This is a genomic window from Gluconacetobacter diazotrophicus PA1 5, from assembly GCF_000021325.1.
GTDB lineage: Bacteria > Pseudomonadota > Alphaproteobacteria > Acetobacterales > Acetobacteraceae > Gluconacetobacter > Gluconacetobacter diazotrophicus.
Window position 1 is genome coordinate 219,615 of sequence record NC_011365.1, and the last position, 20,893, is coordinate 240,507.

Here is a 20,893-nt window from a genome sequence, read left to right on the forward strand (position 1 = left end):
CAACCCTCAGAAAGACCGTCACCACACCCATGACCGTTATCCAGCAAGCCTCTTCCGAACCAGAATCGTTTCTCGCGCTCATCCGTCGTGCCACCACGCCACGAACAGGGCGCCACACGCATGGCGCCAGCGCCCGGTTGCGTGTCTCGGTCTCCAGCCTGGCCATCCTCTGCGCCCTCCGGCTGGCCCTGCCCCATCAGGCGTCGGCCCAGACCGTGGTCGTGACCTCTCCCCTGACGGGCGCTTCGAACTTCAATGCCGGTGGTGCGGACGGAACGTCAGGCGCCGGCGGCACGGGCACCGGTGTCGGCGGCGGTACGGGGGGATCTTCTTCTGGAAATAATGCCGCGGGGGGCAGCGTCGGTGGTTCTTCCGCCGGCTATGGCGGGACCGGCTTCGGCGGTGGTGGTGGCGGCGGCGCGGGCGGCCAGATCGGCAATCAGGGCAATGGCGCCGGCGGCGGTGGCGGCCTCGACGGCAGCGTCAGTAACGGGAGCGCTGGCGGGGGTGCTGGCGGGGGCGTCGGCACGACGGTGACGGCGGGTAGCTGGACCAACAATTCCTCTGTTTCCGGTGCTTATGGCGGCAATGGCGGCAATGGCGCGCCGGTCATGAACAGCGGCGGCGGCGGCGGTGGCGGCGCGGGCGTCTACGCCTCGGGCTCTGGTTCTGGTTCGGTTACGTTGATCAATAATGCCGGTGCGGCCATTCGGGGCGGCTTCGGCGGCGAGTACGCCGGATTCGGCGTCAACACCACGGGCATTGGCGGCGGCGGCGGCGGCGGAACCGGCGTTGCCGGTAGCAACTTCACCCTGACCAACGCCGGTACCATAGCCGGTGGCGGCGGTGGATACGGCTACACCGGCGGCAGCGGCGGCAACGGTGTCGGCGGTACAAACTTCAACCTGTCGAACTCCGGCAACGTGACAGGCGGCAATGGCTACAACGGCAGCCTTGGTGGCACCGGCGTTGCGGGCTCCGGCTTCACCCTCACCAACTCGGGCACGATAGCAGGCGGCCTCGGCGGCGGAAGCGGTGGAAGCGGCGTTGCCGGCAGCGGCTTCACCCTGACCAATTCCGGCACCATAACGGGCGGCAATGGCAATTATTTCACCCCTACCCCCACTGGCGGCAACGGCGGAACCGGCGTTACCGGCAGCGGTTTCAGCCTGACCAACACCGCCACCGTAACAGGCGGCAATGGCAGCAGCGGCTTTGACTTCGACAGCGGCAACGGTGGCAACGGCGGAAGCGGCGTTGCCGGCAGCAGCTTCACCCTGGCCAATTCCGGCGCCATAACGGGCGGCAACGGCGGCGACGGCGGCGACGGCGGCGACGGCGGCGACGGCGGCAATGACAGCTATGGCCAGGATAGCCATAACAGCAACGGCAATGGTGGTCATGGCGGCGGCGGCGTCACCGGCAGCGGCTTCACCCTGACCAATACGGGTACCATAACGGGCGGCGATGGCGGCAGTGGCGACGGCGACGGCAAGGGCATCGATGGAAGCGGCGGGGTCGGCGTGACCAGCACGGGGGGATCGACGATCGTCACCTCCGGCCAGATCAGCGGCGGTGTCTCCGCTGCCGGTGTGCAGGCCGATGCCGTTGACCTCAGCGGTGGCGGCAACACGCTGAAACTGGAAAGTGGGTATGGCTTTACCGGCAATGTCGTCAGCACCAGTGGCACCACGAATGGGGGCGACACCCTGGAATTGGGCGGCACGGCCAACGGCACGTTCAACCTGTCGCAGATCGTCACGACAACGCCGACATCCTGGACCGGAACCGTTCAATATTCCGGATTCGACAGGTTTCTTGTGACCGATTCGGCGGTATGGACGCTGACCGGATCGACGAATGCCGTCTCCATCGCCGCGTCGATGCAGATCAACAACGGTGCAACGCTCCAGTTTGATAACGGCGCCGCCGGCATATCGCTCGCGGGCACCTTTACCGACAATGGAATCCTGACCATCGGGGGCAGCGCCGCCGCCGCCTCGCTGGCCGGTACCGGCACCGCCAATCTTGCCGGCATCCTGACCCTGACCAACGCCGCCGATCGTTTCAGCGGCACCATCCAGGGAACCGGCGGCCTGACCATTGCGGGGGGTAACGAGACGCTGACCGGTGCCAACACCTACAGCGGTGGCACGACGATCGAGGCCGGCACCCTGACGGTGGGAAGCAATACGGCCCTGGGAACCGGGGTGCTGGACATGGCACAGGGCACGGCGCTGGCCTTCGGAACGAATGGCCTGACGCTGGGCAATGCGATCGTCCTGAACGGCGACCCGACGGTCGAGATCGACAGCGGCACCGACACCCTGGCCGGCACGATCAGCGACGGCGCAACGCCGGGGGACCTGGTCAAGACCGGGGCCGGCACGCTGGTGCTCGCGGGCAACAGCACCTATAGCGGCGGCACCGAAGTCGCGGCCGGCACGCTGCAGGTCGACGGCGCGATCGCCAGTCCGGTGACTGTGGATACGGCGGGCACGCTGGCGGGCGCCGGCACCATCGGCACCACCACCGTCTCCGGCACGCTGGCGCCGGGTGATGCCGGCGTGGGTACGCTGCATGTGAACGGCAACCTGACCATGGCAGCGGGCTCGACCTATCAGGTGGACGTGACGCCGGCGGCGGCGCTGGGACATGTGGCGGTCACCGGTGCCGCCACGCTGCAGGGCGGCACGGTCGCGGTCACGGCGGGTGCGGGAAACTGGACGACCACGCGCTACACCATCCTGACGGCGGGCGGCGGGGTAACCGGACAGTTTGCCGGCGTGCTGACGAATCTGGCCTTCCTGACACCGACCCTGGCCTATGATTCCGACGACGTGTTCCTGAGCCTGAGGCGCAACACGCTGGATTTCGCGGGCGTCGCCACCACGCGCAACGAGGTCGCGGCCGGCAACGGGCTGTCCGGCACGACCAGCGGTGCCCTGTATGACGCGCTGGTGCAGACCGACGCGGCCACGGCGCGGCACGCGTTGAACAGCCTGTCGGGTGAACTCCACGCCTCGGCGCGCACCGCGTTGGTCCAGGACAGCTATTACGTGCGCGACGCCGCGGTCGAACGGCTGCGCGGCGTGGAGTGCGCGCCGGGTGCCGCCAGCGGCATGAAAACCGCCGCCGGAGGAAAGCCCACCGACGGCGCCTGCCAGCCGGACCGGGCATCGGTGTGGATGCAGGATTACGGCTCGTTCGGGCATAATGGCGGCAACGGCAATGCCGCCGGGATGGGCCATTCGGTCGGCGGCTTCGTGCTGGGCGCGGATGCGCCGGTGCTGGGCTGGCAGGTCGGCGGCCTGGTCGGCTACGGCCATTCCTCGTTCGACAGCGGGGCGGTGTCCTCGTACGGGCACAGCAGCAATGTCAGCCTGGGCCTGTATGCCGGCACCCACTGGGGCCGCCTGGCCCTGCGCACGGGGGCGACCTATAGCTGGAACATGCTGTCCACCACCCGCAATGTCGGGTTCACCGGGTTCTCCAACCGGCTGAACACCGACTATGACGGCGGCACCGCGCAGGCCTTCGGCGACCTGGGCTATCGCCTCGATGCCGGCCCGGCGATGATCGAGCCCTTCGCGAACGTCGCCTATGTCAACCTGCACACCAACGGCTACATTGAGCATGGCGGCCCGGCGGCGCTGGCCGGCCGGGCCATGGATACCGGCGTCACCTACTCGACCTTCGGGGCGCGGTTCGCCGGCACGGTCCGGGTGGGCGGCGTCGCGCTGACGCCCAATGCGACGCTGGGCTATCGCCACGCCTTCGGCCTGACCACGCCGACCACGCGCGAGGCGTTCCTGGCCGGCGGCAACGCGTTCGACGTCGCGGGCGTGCCGCTGTCCACCGACGCGGCGGTGCTGAAGGCGGGGCTGCAGGCGAAGCTGACCGACAGGCTGAATGTCGGCCTCTCCTATGTCGGGCAGTATGGCGACCACTCCACCGACAGCGGCCTGACCGGTAACGTCAAGGTCACGTTCTGATCCCACCGCCCGTTCAGGGCCTGGGGGCGGAGTCCCACCTGGCGCGCATGCGCGCCAGGACGGCATCGTCGGTGCGTTCGAACCGCAGGGGCGTGACCGCGATGTGGCCGGCGGCGAGGGCCGCCGTTTCGGTGCCGGCCTCGTCCGCCCTGGGGGATCGCGTCAGGGTCAGCCAGTGATCCTGCCCGTTGCGCGGGTCGGTGCGCGGCAGGATATCAGCCCCGTCCAGCAGGCCCGTCCCCTGGCTGGTCAGGATCGGCGCGCCGGCCTGGCCGGCCGGGCAATCGGGAAAATTGACGTTCAGGCAGGCGCCGGTGGCCCAGTCCAGCGGCAGCATGCGGCGGATCACCCCGGCGGCCAGCGTGCGCGCGGTGTCCCAGCGCACCGGTTGGCCGGCGGTAAACGCCTAGCTGAGCGCGATCGAGGGAATCCCCAGCAACATTCCCGTCATGGCCGCCCCCACGGTGCCGGAAAAGACGGTCTCGATCCCCAGGTTGGCACCGCGATTGACCCCGGACAGGATCAGGTCCGGCCCCTGCCCGGCCATGAGGTGCCAAACGCCCATGACGACGCAATCGCCCGGCGTTCCCAGCACCGCATAACGCCGCACCCCCTTTTCGCTGATCCGCAGCGGGTCGTGCAGGCTCAGCGCGTGCGACGTACCGCTCTGGTCGTGTTCGGGGGCGACCACCCAGACCTCCGGCGCCAGCGTGGCCGCGACCTGTTCCAGGACCTGCAGGCCCGGCACGTCGATTCCATCGTCGTTGGTCAGCAGAATGCGTTTGGCAGCGAAGTTCGTTCCGGTCATGTCACATCCTTTAAAGCAGGCCCGCTTGGCGGAAGCTGATCGAAGCGCCGTTTCCGACGATCACGTGATCGCGGACCGTCAGGCCCAGCACGGTGGCGATCTGCGCCAGTCGGCGGGTCATGGCGATATCCTCGCGCGACGGGGTCGGGTTCCAGCCGGGGTGGTTGTGGACCAGGATCAGTTCGCTGGCCTTCAACTGAATGGCGCGGCGCATGACCTCGCGCGGGTAGACCGGGGTCTGGTCGATCGTGCCCTGGGCCAGGACCTCATCGGCGATCAGCCGCGTGCCACGGTCCAGGAACAGGACGCGGAACTGTTCGACCGTGTCCCGCGCCAGCGACGCCTGCAGATAGGCCATCAGCGCATCGTGGCAGGACAGCAGGTCGCCCTGCCTGATGCGGGCGCGCATCAGGCGGATCGCGGCTTCGCGCAGCAGCGGGACGATCACGCGGATTTGCAACCGTCCCGCGACGGCCGAGGCCAGTTCCGCCGGGTCGGCGGCGAAGACCGCGCCGATGGTGCCGAAACGCGCCAGCAACGCACGGGCGGCATCCGCCGGATCGGCACCGGGCGGCAGGGCCAGGGCCAGAATCGAGGCCAGCAGCGCGGTATCGTCCGCAGCGTCGTGTGGGGAGCCGCCAGGGGCGCCCGCACGGTCCGTGGGGGGCAGGTTCATCGGCAGGTCCCGCCTGGTACAGGGCCGGATGCCTCGGGTGACGGTCGCAACGGCTCGATTGCGTGCGTATATAGAATACTCATGGAGCCTAAAGGATTATCGCCGGTATGAATGTCCTGTCGTCCTTGAACCGTCACGATGCGGTTCTTCTTGATCTCGATGGCACGATCGTCGATTCCCGTGCCGGAATTATCGGCTCCCTGCACGATTCGTTGCGCGATCTTGGGCATGAACCCGATCCCGAGGAAGACCTGACCTGGGTGGTCGGCCCCCCGCTGCACGATCTGGTCGCCCGGGTCTTGCAACATTATGGCGACGACCGGGCCGAAGAGGCTGTCCGACTCTATCGCTATCACTACGAACGCCACGGCATGCATCGCAGTGCCGTGTTCGCCGGCATGCAGGATGTCATCGAAACGGTGGCGGCATCCGGCGCGCGGCTGTTCCTGGCGACGTCCAAGCCGGTGCATCTGGCGCGCGCGATCCTGGATCTGCGCGGGCTGACGAAATATTTCACCGCCCTGTACGGCGCGCGGCCCGATGACAGCGGGGCGGAAAAACCGGAACTGATCGGGCAGTTGCTGCGCGAGCACGCAATTGCGACCGGCCGCGCCGTCATGGTCGGCGACCGTCGCTACGACATCAGCGGGGCGCATGCGAATCATGTCCGGGCGCTGGGCGCGCTTTGGGGCTATGGCGGCGAGGAAGAACTGACCGAGGCCGGGGCGGATGCCCTGGTGGCCGATCCCGGCGAGCTTCTGGCCGCGATCCGCAGCCAGCTTGCGGCGGCGCACCTGCACCCCGCTGCGGAATGACGGCCATCCTATAGCCGCCGCTGCTGCCGCAGGCTGAGCCACTGGCCATGGTGTAGGATCAGGTGGTCCTGCACCGTCAGGGACAGGTTCTGCGCATGGTAGGAAATAGCCTGCATCAGCACGGCATCACGCTCGACCAGCGTCGCGGGGGGCGGCCAGACCGGGGCGATGCGGATGCCGACGAAGGCGGTGGCGTGCAGGTCGAGCGCGCGCAGCAGGATATGGCGCTGCACCAGGTCCAGTTCCCCCGTATCCAGCGCGGCGTCCAGGGCTTCGTCGGCGATGATGTGGTTGCTGCTGTCGAGGAAGAGAATCCGCAACTGGCCGGGCGGTGCGCCGGTCAGGACCGTGTCGCAATAGGCCAGCACGGCATCCCAGTCGCGCATGGGCGTGCGCGTCAGCGGGTCGGGGCGCGACAGACGCTCGGCCACGCTGGCCGGCAGCATCAGCGGCAGCGCCACCCGGTCCGACAGGCCCGCCGCGCGCAGGGCATCGGCCGGCGCCGACAGCAGGGCGCCCAGGCTGCCGAACCGGTTCAGCAGCGCCTTGGCCATCGGCTTGGTATCGCGGCGCGGCACGCCGGAAAACAGCAGCATTTCAATAATTTCGTAATCGGCCAGCGACCCGGCGCCCGATGCCAGCACGCGCGCGCGCATCCGGGCGCGGTGCCCGGTGGGGCCGGTCTCCTTGAACGGGGCACTCTGTCGGGGGGCTTTCCCCCCATCCCCGCCCGTCCGTGTCATTCCATCCTCTCTTTCACGCCTGGCCACAGACCCGCCTGCCCGCGCGAATGCGCGCGCATAAGCTTGGTCATAATCTCCGGACGCCCTATACGGAAATCGTGACCCAGACCCCAGCCCCCTTCCCCGAGCGTCCCGCCGCTGATCGTCCCGACTACCTTCAGCGGCTCAATCCCGAACAGCGGGCGGCGATCGAGACGACCGACGGTCCGTTGCTGGTCCTGGCCGGCGCCGGCACCGGCAAGACGCGCGTCCTGACCACCCGCTTCGCCCATATTCTGCTGTCGGGCCGGGCGCGGCCATACCAGATCCTGGCGGTGACCTTCACCAACAAGGCGGCGCGTGAAATGCGCGAGCGGATCGGCGCCCTGCTGGGCGAGCCGGTCGAGGGATTGTGGCTGGGCACGTTCCATGCCCTGTGCGCGCGCATGCTGCGCCGCCACGCCGAATATGTGGGCCTGGGCAGCGGCTTCACCATCCTGGACACCGACGACCAGCTCCGCCTGCTGAAGCAGGTGATCGAACCCTTGCGCATCGACACCAAGCGCTGGCCGCCGCAGGGTATCCTGGGCGTCATCCAGCGCTGGAAGGACCGGGGCCTGACGCCCGAACGCGTGACCCCGGCCGAGGATTGCGACTTCGCCGGCGGGCAGTGCCGCCCGATCTATGCCGCCTACCAGGCGCGGCTGGTCCAGTTGAACGCCTGCGATTTCGGCGACCTGATGCTGCACGTGACCGAGATCCTGCGGACCCGGCCCGACGTGCTGGCCCAGTATCACCGGCTGTTCCGCTATATCCTGGTGGACGAATACCAGGACACGAACACGATCCAGTATCTGTGGCTGCGCCTGCTGGCCCAGCGCGAGGGCCAGCCCGCCAATATCTGCTGCGTGGGCGACGACGACCAGTCGATCTATTCCTGGCGCGGGGCGGAGGTCGAGAATATCCTGCGCTTCGAACGGGACTTCCCCGGCGCCGCCGTCGTGCGGCTGGAACGCAATTACCGTTCCACCGCCCAGATCCTGGGGGCGGCGTCCGGCCTGATCGCGCATAATGACGGGCGGCTGGGCAAGACCCTGCGCCCGGGACGCGAGGACGCATCGGGCGAGAAGGTGCGCGTGGCGTCGGTCTGGGATTCGGACGACGAGGCCCGCCTGGTGGGCGAGGAGGTCGAGCGGCTGCGCGCCGGGGGGCATTCCCTGGCGGAAATCGCGATCCTGGTGCGGGCCGGATTCCAGACCCGCGCGTTCGAGGAACGGCTGATCACCCTGGGCCTGCCCTATCGCGTCGTCGGCGGGCTGCGATTCTACGAGCGGTCGGAAATCCGCGACGCCATGGCCTATATGCGGGTGCTGAACCAGCCGGCGGACGACCTGGCGTTCGAGCGGATCATCAACGTGCCCCGGCGCGGCATCGGCGCGGCCGCGATGCAGAAATTCCATGTTGCCGCGCGCGAGGGCCAGATGCCTCTGGCCGCCGCCGTGATGGACCTGATCGCGCGGGGCGCGCTGAAGGGCCGCGCGCGCGAGCAGATGACCGCGCTGATGGCCTGCCTGGCGCGCGGACGCGAGGCCCTGCCGCGCGAGGGGCATGTGGTGGTGGTCGAAACGCTGCTGGAAGAAAGCGGCTATATCGACATGTGGAAGGCCGATACCTCGCCCGAGGCGCCCGGACGGCTGGACAACCTGAAGGAACTGGTGCGGGCCCTGGCGGACTTCGAAAGCCTGGGCGGCTTCCTGGAACACGTCGCGCTGGTCATGGAAAACGAGGAGAATGCCGGCGCCGAGCGCCTGAGCATCATGACCCTGCACGGCGCGAAGGGCCTGGAATTCGACACCGTCTTCCTGCCGGGATGGGAGGAAGGGGTCTTCCCGTCCCAGCGCACCCTGGACGAGGGCGGCCTGAAGGGGCTGGAGGAGGAGCGGCGCCTGGCCTATGTCGGCATTACCCGGGCGCGGCACCGGGCCGTGATCAGCCACGCCGCCAGCCGGCGCATCTACGGCAACTGGCAATCGGCGATCCCCAGCCGGTTCATCGAGGAACTGCCGGCCGAGCACGTCACCACCACGGGGGGCGCGGCGCAGGCACGGTCGCGGACGTTCGGCCATGCGCCCCTCTCTTCCACCGCCTTCCCGGTCATGGCGCGGCGGCCGCGCGTGACCGATGTGGGGGAAAAGGGCCCGACTGCCGCGATGGCGGTGGGAACGCGGGTCTTCCACCAGAAATTCGGATACGGAACCATATCGTCCGTCGAGGGCAACCGGCTGGAAGTCGCGTTCGAGAAAGCCGGCCCGAAACGGGTCCTGGATACATTTGTCGAGAAGATCCCATGACATCTCTGACCCGTCGGCATGCGACGGAACTGGAAACCATTGCCGTCACCGTCCCGGCCGAGGCCGTGATGGCGTACGAGGACGCGCTGTCGGTCGTCTGCACCACCATCGGCATTTTCGAACTGGATGACAGCCAGATCCTGTGGCGGGTCGAAGGCGTACGCGATGTCGGCTACGGCGACAGCGAACTGACGGGTGCGCTGGCACTGGCCGCGACCGTGACCGGCCACGCGGCGGAACTGGAACGCGTGCGGACCGAGGCCGAGGGCTGGCTGGCCCGGACCTATGATTCGTTTCCCGAACAGACGGTCGGGCGGCGCTTCGTCGTGCGCGGCACGCATCTGGACGCCCCTGCCGCGTCACGCCGCATCGCCATCACGCTGGATGCCGGGATGGCGTTCGGATCGGGCGAACATGGATCGACCCGGGGCTGCCTGCGGGCGCTGGAAAGCGTGGCGCATCGCCGCCCGCAGCGCATCCTGGACATGGGCTGCGGGTCGGGAATCCTGGCCATGGCGGCGGCGGCGCTGCTGCACCGCCCGGTACTGGCAGTCGATATCGAACCCTGGTCGGTGCGCACTACTGCGCAGAACGCGGCCCTGAACGGCCTGTCCGGACTGGTCACCGCGCGGCTGGGCAATGGCTGGCGCACGCCCGGGCTGAAGCGGTATGCGCCGTTCGACCTGGTCTTCGCCAACATCCTGGCCCGCCCGCTCTGCATGATGGCGCGGGACCTGGCCCTGAACCTGGCGCCTGGCGGCACCGCGATCCTGGCCGGGTTGCTGAACAGCCAGGCCGGGATGGTACTGGCCGCCCACCGGCGCCAGGGCCTGGTACTGGAACGGCGCCTGACCGAAGGCGACTGGACGACCCTGGTGCTGCGCAAGAGGACGACGACATGACGGCGATCGCTTCCCGCCTCCCTGCCCTGCGGACCGTGCTGGGGCAGATGGACGTGGATGGTTTCATCCTGCTGCGCGGTGACGAGCATCTGGGGGAATATGTCGCACCCTGTGCCGAACGCCTGGCCTGGCTGACCGGGTTCACCGGCAGCGCCGGCATGGCCGTGGTGCTGCGCGACGGGCCGGCGGCGGTGTTTTCCGACGGCCGCTATGTCACCCAGATGGACCAGCAGGTGGACGGCGCGGCCTGGTCGCGCCTGCATCTGCGCGACACGCCGCCGGCCCGCTGGCTGGCATCCCATGCCGGGGCGGGCCAGCGGATCGGCTACGATCCCCGGCTGGTCGGCGAGGCCGGGTTGCAGCCCTTCCTCGATTGCGGGCTGACCATGGTGCCGATGGCGGCCAACCCGGTGGACCGCATCTGGACCGACCGGCCGGCGGCACCCGCCACGGCCTGCATGCCGCAGCCCCTGGCCTTCGCGGGCGAGGACAGCGCCGCCAAGCGGGCACGGATGGCCGCCATCCTGAAGGCGGACGGCCAGGATGCCGCCGTGCTGGGCGACCCCACCGCCATTGCCTGGTTGCTGAACGTCAGGGGCCATGACGTTCAATACACCCCCGTCTGCCTGGCCTTCGCCATCCTGCATGACGATGCGCGGGTGGACCTGTTCATCGACCCCGCGCGCCTGCCGCAGGATACGGCGGCGTGGCTGGGCCCCGAGGTGACGATCGTGGAGCCGGCGGGGCTGGAGGCGGCACTGGCGGCGTTGGCCGGACGGCGGGTGCGCGTCGATCCGGTCGGGACCGCCATATGGTTCATCCAGACGCTGGAGGCGGCCGGGGCGACGGTGGCGCGCGGCGGCGACCCGTGCGTGCTGCCCCGCGCCCGGAAGAACGATGTCGAGCAGGACGGCGCACGGCGGGCGCATCTGCTGGACGGGATCGCGCTCTGCCGTTTCCTGCACTGGATGGATACCGAGGGCGTGGGCCCGGATAGCATAAGGCCGGGAGAACTGGACGCCGCGAACCGGCTGGACGCGTTCCGCGCCCTGTGCCCGGACTATCGCGAGGAAAGCTTTCCCGCGATTTCCGGGGCCGGCCCCAACGGCGCGGTCATCCATTATCGCGTGACCCCCGAAAGCAGCCGGACGATCGGGACGGACGAGGTCTATCTGATCGACAGCGGCGGGCAGTATCCGTTCGGCACCACCGACGTCACGCGCACGATCTGGACCGGCGCCGGCCGAGGGCCGGAGGATGTGCGCCACGCCTTCACCCGCGTGCTGAAGGGGCATATCGCCCTGGCGCGGGCCCGCTTTCCGGTGGGCACCACCGGGCACGCGCTGGACGGGCTGGCGCGCTATGCGCTGTGGCAGGCGGGAATGGATTACGACCATGGAACCGGCCACGGCATCGGCAGCTATCTGTCGGTCCATGAGGGACCGTGTTCGATTTCGCCCGTCTATCGGCCCGTCGCGGTCGAGGCCGGCATGATCCTGTCCGACGAGCCCGGATATTACCGGCCCGGCGCCTTCGGCATCCGGCTGGAAAACCTGCTGCTGGCCCGCCCGGCACCGGCCGAGCCCAACCGGTCGTTCCTGGAGTTCGAGACGCTGACGCTGGCGCCGTTCGACCGGCGGCTGATCGACGCGTCCCTGCTGACGGCGGAGGAAACCGCATGGATCGATGCGTACCATGCACGGGTTTGTGAAACGCTTGCCCCGCATCTGGAGGCTGCACCCACGGCATGGCTGCATGCCGCATGTGCCCCGATCGGCGCGGAATAGCGCGGGATAGCGCCGGATAATGTGACCGGGAAAGCACCCGAGGCGGCGGGGAGTGGAATTGTCACCCGTCGGCCACGGGCCTAGTCACTATGTCACGTGGCCTGCCGATCCGGGATATCCCGTAAGAATGCGTTGGCGGGACACTGGGACCATACGGGTTCCGGCATGGCGGTTCCGCCTCGCGAACGGATCGTCCGTGGCCCGGACCTGTCAGACTGCACAGAGGGAGACGTTCGACAATGTCCGCTGAAAAGACCATTCCGGCTACCCTGATCCCCGGCGATGGGATCGGCCCCGAAATCACGGAATCCGTGACCGAGATCCTGGCGGCCGTCGGCGCGCCGTTCGACTGGGACAACCAGCTCGCGGGCATGGCGGCGGTCGACGCCACCGGCAATCCGCTGCCGCCGCAGACGATCGCCAGCATCCATCGCACCGGACTGGCCCTGAAGGGCCCGCTGACCACGCCGGTCGGCGGCGGCTTCAAGTCGATCAACGTCACGCTGCGGCAGGAGTTCGGCCTGTTCGCCAATCTTCGTCCGACGCACACGATCGTCCCCGGCGGCCGCTTCGACAAGATCGACCTGGTCCTGGTGCGCGAGAACCTGGAAGGCTACTACGCCGCCATGGAAAGCTACATCCCGGTGGGCGACGACCCGCACGGGATCGCGACCGGCGCCGGCTACAACTCGCGCGCCGAATGCAACCGCATCGTCCGCTTCGCCTTCGAATACGCGGTCAAGAACAACCGCAAGAAGGTGACGCTGGTCCACAAGGCCAACATCCTGAAGCTGCTGACCGGCCTGTTCCTGGAAGAAGGCCGCAAGGTCGCCAAGGAATATGAAGGCCGCGTCGAGTGCAACGAGCGCATCGTCGATGCGTGCGCCATGCAGCTGGTCATCGACCCGTGGCAGTTCGACGTGATCGTCACCACGAACCTGTTCGGCGACATCCTGTCCGACCTGACGGCCGGCCTGGTCGGCGGCCTGGGCCTGGCCCCGGGCGCCAATATCGGCGAGAAGGCAGCGGTGTTCGAGGCCGTTCACGGCTCGGCGCCCGACATCGCCGGCAAGAACGTCGCCAACCCGCTGGCACTGCTGATGGCCGCCAACATGATGCTGAAGCATGTCGGCCGCGCGGATCTGGCCACCCGGATCGAAAGCGCGATCCAGTCCGTCATCACCGAGGGCACGGTCCGCACCCGCGACCTGGGCGGCACCGCCGGCACGCGCGAACTGACCGCGGCGCTGAAGCAGAAGCTGGTCTGACCCGGATTGCCGGCCCGGTTTTCCCGGGCCGGCAACCTCTCTCAGCTTCCCCGATAGGTCGAAAACCCGTACGGGGAGACCAGCAGCGGCACATGATAGTGCCCGCCCTTCCCGTCCACAGGCGGGGCGATGCCGAAGGCGATCGGCACGATATCCAGGAACGGCGGGTCGCTCAGCGCCACGCCCTGCCCCCGGAAATACGCCGCAACCCCGAATTCCAGACGATAGGCGCCCGGTGCCAGGGCACCGATCCCGGCCAGGTCCGGACAACGCCCATCCCCGTTGGTTCGCCCGCTGAACAGGCGTGTGGCGCCCGACCACAACGTGATGTCCATCCCGGCGGCCGGCCGGCCGGAGACCAGGTCCAGCACATGGCTGGACAGGGTGATCACGGCTTCCTTTTCCAGCCGCGCCAGGGCGTCGGCCAGGCGCAGCCTGGCGATCTTGCCGATTTCCACGATCGCGGTCCGCACCTCCTGCTCCGGCGTGTGGACGACGCGGCGTTCCATCTCGGACAGGATGAAATCCTTGTCCGACAACCGCACGCAGATCACGAACGGCATGGCGAAGCGCGCGGCGTAGGCGTCGTTCAGGCGGTTGAACCGGGCGTATTCCTCGGGCGACAGACGGTCCAGCCCGGCGGATGCCTGCTCGGCGGCCGAGGCCTGTGTCAGGGTCGGGTCCACCCCGGCCCGCCGCGCCAGTTCGGGATGCGCGCGCACCAGCGCCAGCTTCTCGGCGTCGGTGGCCCGATCCAGCACCTGGTTCATGGCCGCCAGCATCGCGTCCGGGTCCGGAAAAGGCCGCAGGGACGCCGCCCGTGCCGCGACCCAGGGCGAATGTTCGTACAGCGCGCCGAACAGGGCGACGAAATCCGCCGGGTCCAGCCGGTTGACCCGGTCCATGATGCCGATGGTCATGCGGGGTGAACCTCCAGCCAATGGCGGGCGATATCCAGCCGGGTGGCGACCCAGACGCGATCATGCGCCATGACATGGTCCAGGAAGCGCGCCACCGCCCGCGCCCGTCCGGGGCGGCCGGCGACACGGCAATGCAGGCCGACCGACATCATTTTGGGCGCCGATTCCCCTTCCTCGTACAGCGCATCGAACGTGTCGCGCAGGTAGCGGAAGAACTGCTCGCCCTCGGTAAAGCCGTTCAGGGCGACGAAGCGCATGTCGTTCGCGTCCAGCGTATAGGGGACGATCAATTGCGGTCGCCCGTACCTGCGGTCGTAATAGGGCAGGTCGTCGGCATAGGAATCGGCATCGTAGGCGAAGCCCCCTTCCTCGGCGACCAGGCGGGCGGTGTTCGGGCTGGTGCGCCCCTGGTACCACCCCACCGGCCGCGATCCGGTCAGGGCGGTATGCAGCGCGATGCAGTCGCGGATATGGGCGCGCTCCACATCCTCGGGGATGTCCTGGTAATCGATCCAGCGCAGGCCGTGGGTGGCGATGTCCCACCCGGCCCCCAGCATGGCCGCCACCGCGTCGGGATTGCGCGCCATCGCCGCCGCCACCCCGAAGACCGTCACGGGCAGCGACCGCTCGGTGAACAGCCGGTGCAGGCGCCAGAAACCGGCGCGCGACCCGTATTCGTACAGGCTTTCCATGGCCATGGCGCGCGCGCCGGGGACGGACCGGGCACCGATCATCTCGGACAGGAAGGCCTCGGACCCCGCATCGCCATGCAGGACCGAATTTTCGCCCCCTTCCTCGTAATTGATGACGAACTGCACGGCGACCCGGGCCTGCCCCGGCCAGCGCGGATCGGGCGGATGGCCGGCATAGCCGACCAGGTCGCGGGGATACGGGTCCGTCATGACGCGGCCCCGGGTGCGGCCCCGGGCATGGCCTCGTAGGACGCGCGGGCGGCATCCACGCCGGCCCCGCGCGGCAGGGCGTGGCCTTCGGCGGCCAGCACGGCTTCCAGCGCGCCCAGGGTGATCAGGACCTTGTGCTTCATGGCGTTGTAGCCCATGGCGCCGATGCGCCAGATCCGGCCCGCCAGCGGGCCGAAGGCGGTGCCGATCTCGATCTCGAATTCGTCGCGCATGCGGGTGCGGGCGCGCTCACCATCCACGCCGTCGGGGATGAACACGCCGGTGACGTTGGCCATGCGGTACGCATCCTGGCCGTACAGCGTCAGGCCCATCGCCCGCAATCCGGCGGCCATGGCCTCACTCGCGGCGCGATGCCGGGCGAAGCGCGCCTCCAGCCCCTCTTCCACCATGATCCGCGCCGCCTCGCGCGCCGCATAGAGCATGGAGGTCGCTTCGGTGTGGTGGTTCAGCCGCTTCTCGGACCAGTATTCCATGATCATGGCCAGGTCGAAATAGTTCGATCCGATCCGCGTCCGGCTGCCATCCTGGGCATCGGCGCCCCTGATCCCGGCCTCGACATGCCGGCGGGCCATGATATGCGCCGCCGCCCGGTCCGAGATGGTGATGGGGGCCGAGCCCGGCGGACCGCCCATGCATTTCTGCAATCCGCCCGTCACCACATCCACGCCCCAGGCGTCGGTCGCCACCGCCATACCGCCCAGCGTCGCCGTGGCATCGACATAGGACAGCACGCCGTGCCGCCGGCAGATCGCCCCCACGCCGTCCAGCGGCTGGGCCATGGTGGTCGAGGTATCGCCGTGGATGGTGGCGAAGACCTGCGGCCGGTGTTCGATGATCGCGGCCTCGATCTGCTCCGGGGTCGCGACCTCGCCCCACGGGATGTCGATGGTGCGGATCTCGGCGCCGATGCGCTGCGCGATTTCCGACAGCAGCAGCCCGAACCGGCCCGCCCGCAGGATCAGCAGCCGCGCCCCCGGCTCGACCAGCGAGACCAGGGCGGCCTCGATCCCCGCCCGCGCCGTGCCGTCGACCAGGAAGGTCCAGCGGTTTTCGGTCATGAACACCTGGCGGTACAGCGCCATCGTCTGGTTCATGTACCCCGTCATCTCCGGGTCGAACTGGCCCAGCATGTCCGCCGTCATCGCGCGCAGCACGCGCGGATGCACATTCACCGGCCCCGGCCCCATCAGCAGCCGCTGCGGCGGATCGATCTGCCCGAACATCGTCCCCGTATCCTCCATTGTCTTCACTGCGTACCCTGTTGTGCCGAAGCCGCTGCCCGGGCATCGAACCGTTCGATAAAATCCGTCATCGCCCGCAGGGCCAGATCGGCATCCTCGACCCGGACGGCCTCGGCCGGGTTATGGCTGATACCGCCGGCGCAGCGGATGAACAGCATGGACATCGGCGCCAGCCCGGCCATCACCATCGCATCGTGCCCGGCCCCGCTGACCAGGGTGCGCGGCGCGATGCCCATGGCGTGCTGCACCGCCTGTTCCATCAGGCGGGTCAGGCCGGGATCGCACGGCGTCGCCTTCAGGTCCTGCTGCAATTCCAGGTCCAGCGTCACCTGCCGGGCCCCGGCGATCCCGGCCAGCGCCGCGCGGACCGCCTCCGCCGCCCGGTCGCGCACCGCGCCGGTCCCGGCACGGATATCGATGCTGAATTCGACCGCGCCGGGCACCACGTTGGGTACGCCGGGACGGACCTCCATCCGGCCCACCGTCGCCACCAGGTCGTCCGTGCCGGCGCCGCCAATCCGTTCGATGGCCAGCACCATCTCGGCCGCCGCCGCCAGCGCGTCACGGCGCAGCCGCATGGCCATGGTGCCGGCATGCCCCGCCACCCCGCACACCGTGGCGCGAAAGCGGAACTGCGCCGCAATGGCGCTGACGACGCCCAGCGCGCGATCCTCGGCCTCCAGCACCGGGCCCTGCTCGATATGGGCCTCGACATAGGCCAGCACGTCCTCGCGCGGCCGCGCGGCATGGTCCAGTCGTGCCACGTCCAGGCCGAAAATCTCCAGCGCCGTGGCCAGGCTGGTACCGTCCGCATCCAGCAGGTCCAGGTCCTGGCCCGCCAGCGTGCCGGCAACGGCGCGGGTGGCCAGCATCGAGACGGGAAAGCGCGATCCTTCCTCGTCCCCGAAGCCGATCACCTCGATCGCGAAGGGAAAGCGGCGGCGGCGTTCGGCGAACCAGGCGACGGCCTCGATCCCCAGCATGACGCCCAGCATGCCGTCATAGCGGCCGGCATCGCGCACGCTGTCGACATGCGACCCGATCATCAGCGCCGGCGCGTCGGGTGATTGGCCTTCATACCGGCCGAGGATATTGCCGGCGGCGTCGATCCGCGCCGTCATGCCGGCCTCGGTCATCCAGGCCGCGATCCGGTCCAGCGTCGCGGCGTGCCCCGCCCCCAGATAGGGGCGGAAAAGCCCCGCCGGGTCGTCCGAATACGGGGCCGTGCCCAGTTCGTCGCACCGCACGACCGCGCGGATGCCGGAGGCCGTCTCCCGCATCGGGGGAATTACCATGCCGCCACCATGCCGTCGCTGCGCGGGTCCGTCGCGCCCTCGATCAGGCCGGACGGGTGCAGCACCAGCGCGCCCGCGTGGCCCATGGTGGAGGTAAAGGCCGGCATGGCCTCCAGCACATGCCCGGCTTCGCCCAGCCGGGCGATGACTTCCGGCGCGAAGCGGTCCTCGTATTTCAGGGTGGTGCTGTCCTCGCCCCAGGTGCGGCCCAGCAGCCAGCGCGGGGCGGTCACCGCCTGCTGCAACCCGATGCCGTAGCGGGCATAGCGGGTGAACAGCGCGGCCTGGGTCTGGGGCTGGCCCTCGCCGCCCATGGTGCCGTAGACCATGGTGCGCCCGTCATCGAACCGGGCGGCGGCGGGGTTCAGCGTATGGAACGGCTTGCGCCCCGGGCGCAGCGCGTTCCAGCCATCTTCCGCCAGGCGGAAGCTGGCGCCGCGATTCTGCCACAGTACCCCGGTGCGCGGCAGGACCACGCCCGACCCGTATTCGAAATAGACGCTCTGGATCATGCTGACGGCCACGCCGTCGGCATCCACCGCCCCCATCCACACCGTATCGCCGGCCTGCGACGGATGGGGCCAGGGCGCCGCCCGGGCCGGGTCGATCGCCAGCGCCATGCCGTCCAGCGCCAGCGTGTCGTCCAGCACCGCCTGCGCGTCCACGGACATGAAGGCGGGATCGCCGACATGGGCGTCGCGATAGCGGAAGGCCTGCTTGGTGGCTTCGACCAGCCCGTGGACGTGATCGAACCCGTCCGGCTGGTCCGCGCGCAGCCGGTCGAAGATGGCCAGGATCAGCAGCGACGCGACCCCCTGGGTCGGCGGGGCCATGTTGAACAGGCGCGCGCCCGTGACATCGACATGCAGCGGCGGCCGGGCGCGGGCCTGGTGGGTGTTCAGGTCGGCCAGGTCCAGCGGGCTGCCCAGCACGCGCAGGTCCTGGGCCATGTCGCGGGCCAGGGCGCCGCGATAGAAGGAATCCAGCCCGTCCGAGGCCAGCCGGCGAAGGGTCTGGGACAGCGCCGGGTTATGCAGCATGTCACCCGCCCGGGGCGCACGCCCCCCCGGCAGGAAGACATCGCGAAAGCCCGGAATGCCGGCCAGTTCGTCCATTTTCGCCTGGGTCAGGGCGGCCCCGCCCTCGGTCACCGGCACGCCCTGTTCGGCGTAATAGATGGCATCGCGCAGCAGCCGGTGCAGGCTCAGCCCCGGCTGCTGCGCGTGGCTCCAGGACAGGGCGAGGTCCCAGCCGGAGATCGTGCCCGCGACCGTGTTCGCGGCCAGCGGGCCGCGCCACGGAATCGCGTCCCGACCCGCCGCGCGATAGAAATCCAGGTCGGCGCGCCGGGCCGCCGCGCCGCAGGCGTCGATCGTCTCGGTCCGGCCGTCGGGCCACAGGACCAGCCAGAACCCGTCGCCGCCGATCCCGGTCATGTGGGGATAGACGACGGCCAGGGCGGCGGCGGTCGCAACCACCGCCTCGATTGCCGTGCCGCCGTCGCGCAGCACGTCCAGTCCGGCCTGGCTGGCCAGATGATGCGGGGACGTCACCATCCCGCGCTGCGAACGTGGCGTATGCAGCATGGTCTATCGTCCCTTCGGAAGCGGAACCTTCCCGGCCACGCCGGCGGCTTCCAGCGCCGCGGCCACGGCAAACAACGCGGGCTCGCCCCCCGGGGCTGCGATCAATTGCAGGCCGAGCGGCAAACCCCCGGTGCCCAGCAGCGGAACGCTGAGGATCGGCACCCCGGCCAGGCTGAGCGGCTGGGTATACAGGCCCAGGTTGGTGCGGGCGGAAACGGCCTGCCCGTCCACGACGATGGTCGGCTGGTCGATCAGCGGGGCCTCGCCGACCGTGGCGGGGGCGATCAGCACATCGGCCGTGCGGAACGCGGCGTGGATCTGTTCGCGGAACCACGCACGGAAGCGATGGGCCTGCAGGACCGTCGCGGCGGGCAGCAGGGCGCCCGCGATCAGCCGGTCGCGCGTCGCCGGGTCGTATTGCAGGGCGCGGCGGCGCAGGCGCGGCAGGTGCAGCATGCCGCCTTCCGCCGCCGTGATCAGGAACGACGCCGCACGCGCCCGCGCGACCTCCGGCAGTTCCACCACCGGAACATGGCCCAGATGGCCCGCCACGGCGTCGATGGCCGCCGCCAGCGGGGCGGACACGTTTTCGGCGAACCAGCCGCCCAACCGCGCCACCCGCAGGTCGGACAGGACCGGCACGGCCGGCATCGGGGCGCCATTCATCGCTTCATGGACCACGCGCAGGTCGGCCAGCGTACCCGCGAACGGTCCCACCACGTCCAGGCTGGCGGCGAAGGGATACGCCCCTTCTCGCGGGACGGTGCCGAAGGTGGGCTTCAGCCCCCACACGCCGCACAGCGACGCCGGAACGCGGATCGACCCGTTGGTGTCCGACCCCAGGGTGAACGGCAGGAAGCCGGCCGCCACGGCGGCGGCGGACCCGCCCGACGACCCGCCGGCCAGCCGCGCCGGATCATGCGGGTTGCGGGTGATGCCGTAATGCGCGTTGTCGGTGGCGAAGCCGTAGGCGAATTCGTCCATGTTCAGGCTGGCCAGCGGGATGGCCCCCGCCGCGCGCAGCCGCGCGATCACGGTGGCGTCCTGCACCGCCGGACGCGCCTCGCGCAGGACGACGGACCCTGCGGTCGTGACCTCGCCCTCGACATCGAACAGGTCCTTGACGCCGAAGGGCACGCCGGCCAGCGGGCCGGGGTCTTCGCCGGCCGCGATGCGGCGGTCGATCTTCTCGGCCTCGGCCACCGCGCGGGGGCCGAAGATGCGGGTTACGCTGTTGACCCGCGTGTCACGGACCTCGATCGCCGCGATGGCGGCGGTGACGAAGGATACGGCATTGCGCCGCCCCTGGCGGATTTCGGCCGCGATGGCCAGCGCATCGGCCGGACCGGCCGCAACGGGCGCGCTCATGGGCGGTATTCGAAAGCGGGTTCGCACGTGTCCGGCAGCGCGAAGCCATGGACCAGGTCGGCATAGCGCCGCAGCAGGGCCCGGTTGGCCAGCACGCCCGGCATGCAGACGTCGGCGATGGTCAGGCCGACCTCGCGCGCCGTGGCGGCGACGAGCGCCGCATCCGGTATCGTGTCAGGTGCACTCTTGGGGGGGGCATCGCCTTGGTTGTCGGTCATCGACTTGTCCTCGTTCCG

At 69.5% G+C, this 20,893-nt stretch carries 17 protein-coding genes and 1 pseudogene; 6 read left to right on the plus strand and 12 right to left on the minus strand.

Annotated elements, in window-relative coordinates; genetic code table 11:
• Positions 1 to 29 precede the first annotated feature (29 nt).
• Positions 30 to 3,995: an autotransporter outer membrane beta-barrel domain-containing protein gene (locus tag GDIA_RS19765; RefSeq protein WP_280110222.1), complete on the plus strand. Its 3,966-nt coding sequence runs from the start codon at positions 30 to 32 to the stop codon at positions 3,993 to 3,995.
• A 13-nt stretch (positions 3,996 to 4,008) separates the two neighbouring features.
• On the opposite strand, the gene GDIA_RS19595 is transcribed toward GDIA_RS19765, so the two are convergent.
• Genes GDIA_RS19595 through GDIA_RS01075 form a run of 3 tightly spaced genes read right to left on the minus strand, consistent with a single transcriptional unit; the run spans position 4,009 to position 5,479 of the window.
• Positions 4,009 to 4,380, minus strand: a complete 372-nt coding sequence (locus GDIA_RS19595) for a SurE domain-containing protein (protein WP_231854086.1) — start codon at positions 4,378 to 4,380, stop codon at positions 4,009 to 4,011.
• 21 nt (positions 4,381 to 4,401) lie between these two features.
• Entirely contained in the window at positions 4,402 to 4,803 is a 402-nt protein-coding gene (gene surE, locus GDIA_RS19600) for a 5'/3'-nucleotidase SurE (protein WP_244410160.1), read from the minus strand.
• A 10-nt stretch (positions 4,804 to 4,813) separates the two neighbouring features.
• Positions 4,814 to 5,479, minus strand: coding sequence for a JAB domain-containing protein (locus GDIA_RS01075; RefSeq protein ID WP_012225665.1), 666 nt, complete (start codon positions 5,477 to 5,479; stop codon positions 4,814 to 4,816).
• A gap of 107 nt (positions 5,480 to 5,586) precedes the next feature.
• On the opposite strand from GDIA_RS01075, the gene GDIA_RS01080 reads away from it, so the two are divergent.
• Positions 5,587 to 6,294, plus strand: coding sequence for an HAD hydrolase-like protein (locus GDIA_RS01080; protein ID WP_012553009.1), 708 nt, complete (start codon positions 5,587 to 5,589; stop codon positions 6,292 to 6,294).
• Between the two features lie 8 nt (positions 6,295 to 6,302).
• On the opposite strand, the gene GDIA_RS01085 is transcribed toward GDIA_RS01080, so the two are convergent.
• Positions 6,303 to 7,037 (minus strand): JAB domain-containing protein, encoded by a 735-nt coding sequence (locus GDIA_RS01085; protein WP_012553010.1) that lies wholly within the window; start codon positions 7,035 to 7,037, stop codon positions 6,303 to 6,305.
• 47 nt (positions 7,038 to 7,084) lie between these two features.
• On the opposite strand from GDIA_RS01085, the gene GDIA_RS01090 reads away from it, so the two are divergent.
• The 4 genes from GDIA_RS01090 to GDIA_RS01105 all read left to right on the plus strand — a co-directional run bounded on the left by GDIA_RS01090 (position 7,085) and on the right by GDIA_RS01105 (position 13,324).
• Positions 7,085 to 9,367 carry an ATP-dependent helicase gene (locus tag GDIA_RS01090; RefSeq protein WP_012553011.1) on the plus strand — a complete coding sequence of 761 codons (2,283 nt, stop codon included), beginning with the start codon at positions 7,085 to 7,087 and terminating at the stop codon, positions 9,365 to 9,367.
• Positions 9,364 to 10,269, plus strand: coding sequence for a 50S ribosomal protein L11 methyltransferase (locus GDIA_RS01095; protein ID WP_012225671.1), 906 nt, complete (start codon positions 9,364 to 9,366; stop codon positions 10,267 to 10,269). Before GDIA_RS01090 ends, GDIA_RS01095 begins: the two co-directional genes overlap by 4 nt.
• A complete protein-coding gene (locus GDIA_RS01100) occupies positions 10,266 to 12,056 on the plus strand; it encodes an aminopeptidase P family protein (protein ID WP_012553012.1) in 1,791 nt (596 codons plus the stop codon). The genes GDIA_RS01095 and GDIA_RS01100 overlap by 4 nt, the downstream gene beginning before the upstream one ends.
• A gap of 239 nt (positions 12,057 to 12,295) precedes the next feature.
• On the plus strand, positions 12,296 to 13,324 hold the full coding sequence (locus GDIA_RS01105) for an isocitrate/isopropylmalate dehydrogenase family protein (RefSeq protein WP_012225675.1): 1,029 nt from the start codon (positions 12,296 to 12,298) through the stop codon (positions 13,322 to 13,324).
• A gap of 41 nt (positions 13,325 to 13,365) precedes the next feature.
• On the opposite strand, the gene uraH is transcribed toward GDIA_RS01105, so the two are convergent.
• From uraH to GDIA_RS01140, 8 genes and pseudogenes are all read right to left on the minus strand, one after another.
• Positions 13,366 to 13,716, minus strand: coding sequence for a hydroxyisourate hydrolase (gene uraH, locus GDIA_RS19605; RefSeq protein WP_244455150.1), 351 nt, complete (start codon positions 13,714 to 13,716; stop codon positions 13,366 to 13,368).
• Positions 13,717 to 13,719: 3 nt separating this feature from the next.
• Positions 13,720 to 14,229: pseudogene (uraD, locus tag GDIA_RS19610) on the minus strand (2-oxo-4-hydroxy-4-carboxy-5-ureidoimidazoline decarboxylase); the annotation flags it as partial.
• 11 nt (positions 14,230 to 14,240) lie between these two features.
• Positions 14,241 to 15,146 carry an allantoinase PuuE gene (gene puuE, locus GDIA_RS01115; protein WP_012553014.1) on the minus strand — a complete coding sequence of 302 codons (906 nt, stop codon included), beginning with the start codon at positions 15,144 to 15,146 and terminating at the stop codon, positions 14,241 to 14,243.
• Positions 15,143 to 16,390 (minus strand): pyridoxal-phosphate-dependent aminotransferase family protein, encoded by a 1,248-nt coding sequence (locus GDIA_RS01120; RefSeq protein WP_012553015.1) that lies wholly within the window; start codon positions 16,388 to 16,390, stop codon positions 15,143 to 15,145. The genes puuE and GDIA_RS01120 overlap by 4 nt, the downstream gene beginning before the upstream one ends.
• A 23-nt stretch (positions 16,391 to 16,413) precedes the next feature.
• On the minus strand, positions 16,414 to 17,703 hold the full coding sequence (locus GDIA_RS01125) for an allantoate amidohydrolase (RefSeq protein ID WP_012553016.1): 1,290 nt from the start codon (positions 17,701 to 17,703) through the stop codon (positions 16,414 to 16,416).
• Positions 17,697 to 19,289, minus strand: a complete 1,593-nt coding sequence (locus tag GDIA_RS01130) for a gamma-glutamyltransferase family protein (protein ID WP_012553017.1) — start codon at positions 19,287 to 19,289, stop codon at positions 17,697 to 17,699. Before GDIA_RS01130 ends, GDIA_RS01125 begins: the two co-directional genes overlap by 7 nt.
• A gap of 3 nt (positions 19,290 to 19,292) precedes the next feature.
• On the minus strand, positions 19,293 to 20,657 hold the full coding sequence (locus GDIA_RS01135; protein WP_012553018.1) for an AtzE family amidohydrolase: 1,365 nt from the start codon (positions 20,655 to 20,657) through the stop codon (positions 19,293 to 19,295).
• Positions 20,654 to 20,875 carry a DUF4089 domain-containing protein gene (locus tag GDIA_RS01140; protein WP_012225689.1) on the minus strand — a complete coding sequence of 74 codons (222 nt, stop codon included), beginning with the start codon at positions 20,873 to 20,875 and terminating at the stop codon, positions 20,654 to 20,656. Before GDIA_RS01140 ends, GDIA_RS01135 begins: the two co-directional genes overlap by 4 nt.
• Positions 20,876 to 20,893 lie beyond the last annotated feature (18 nt).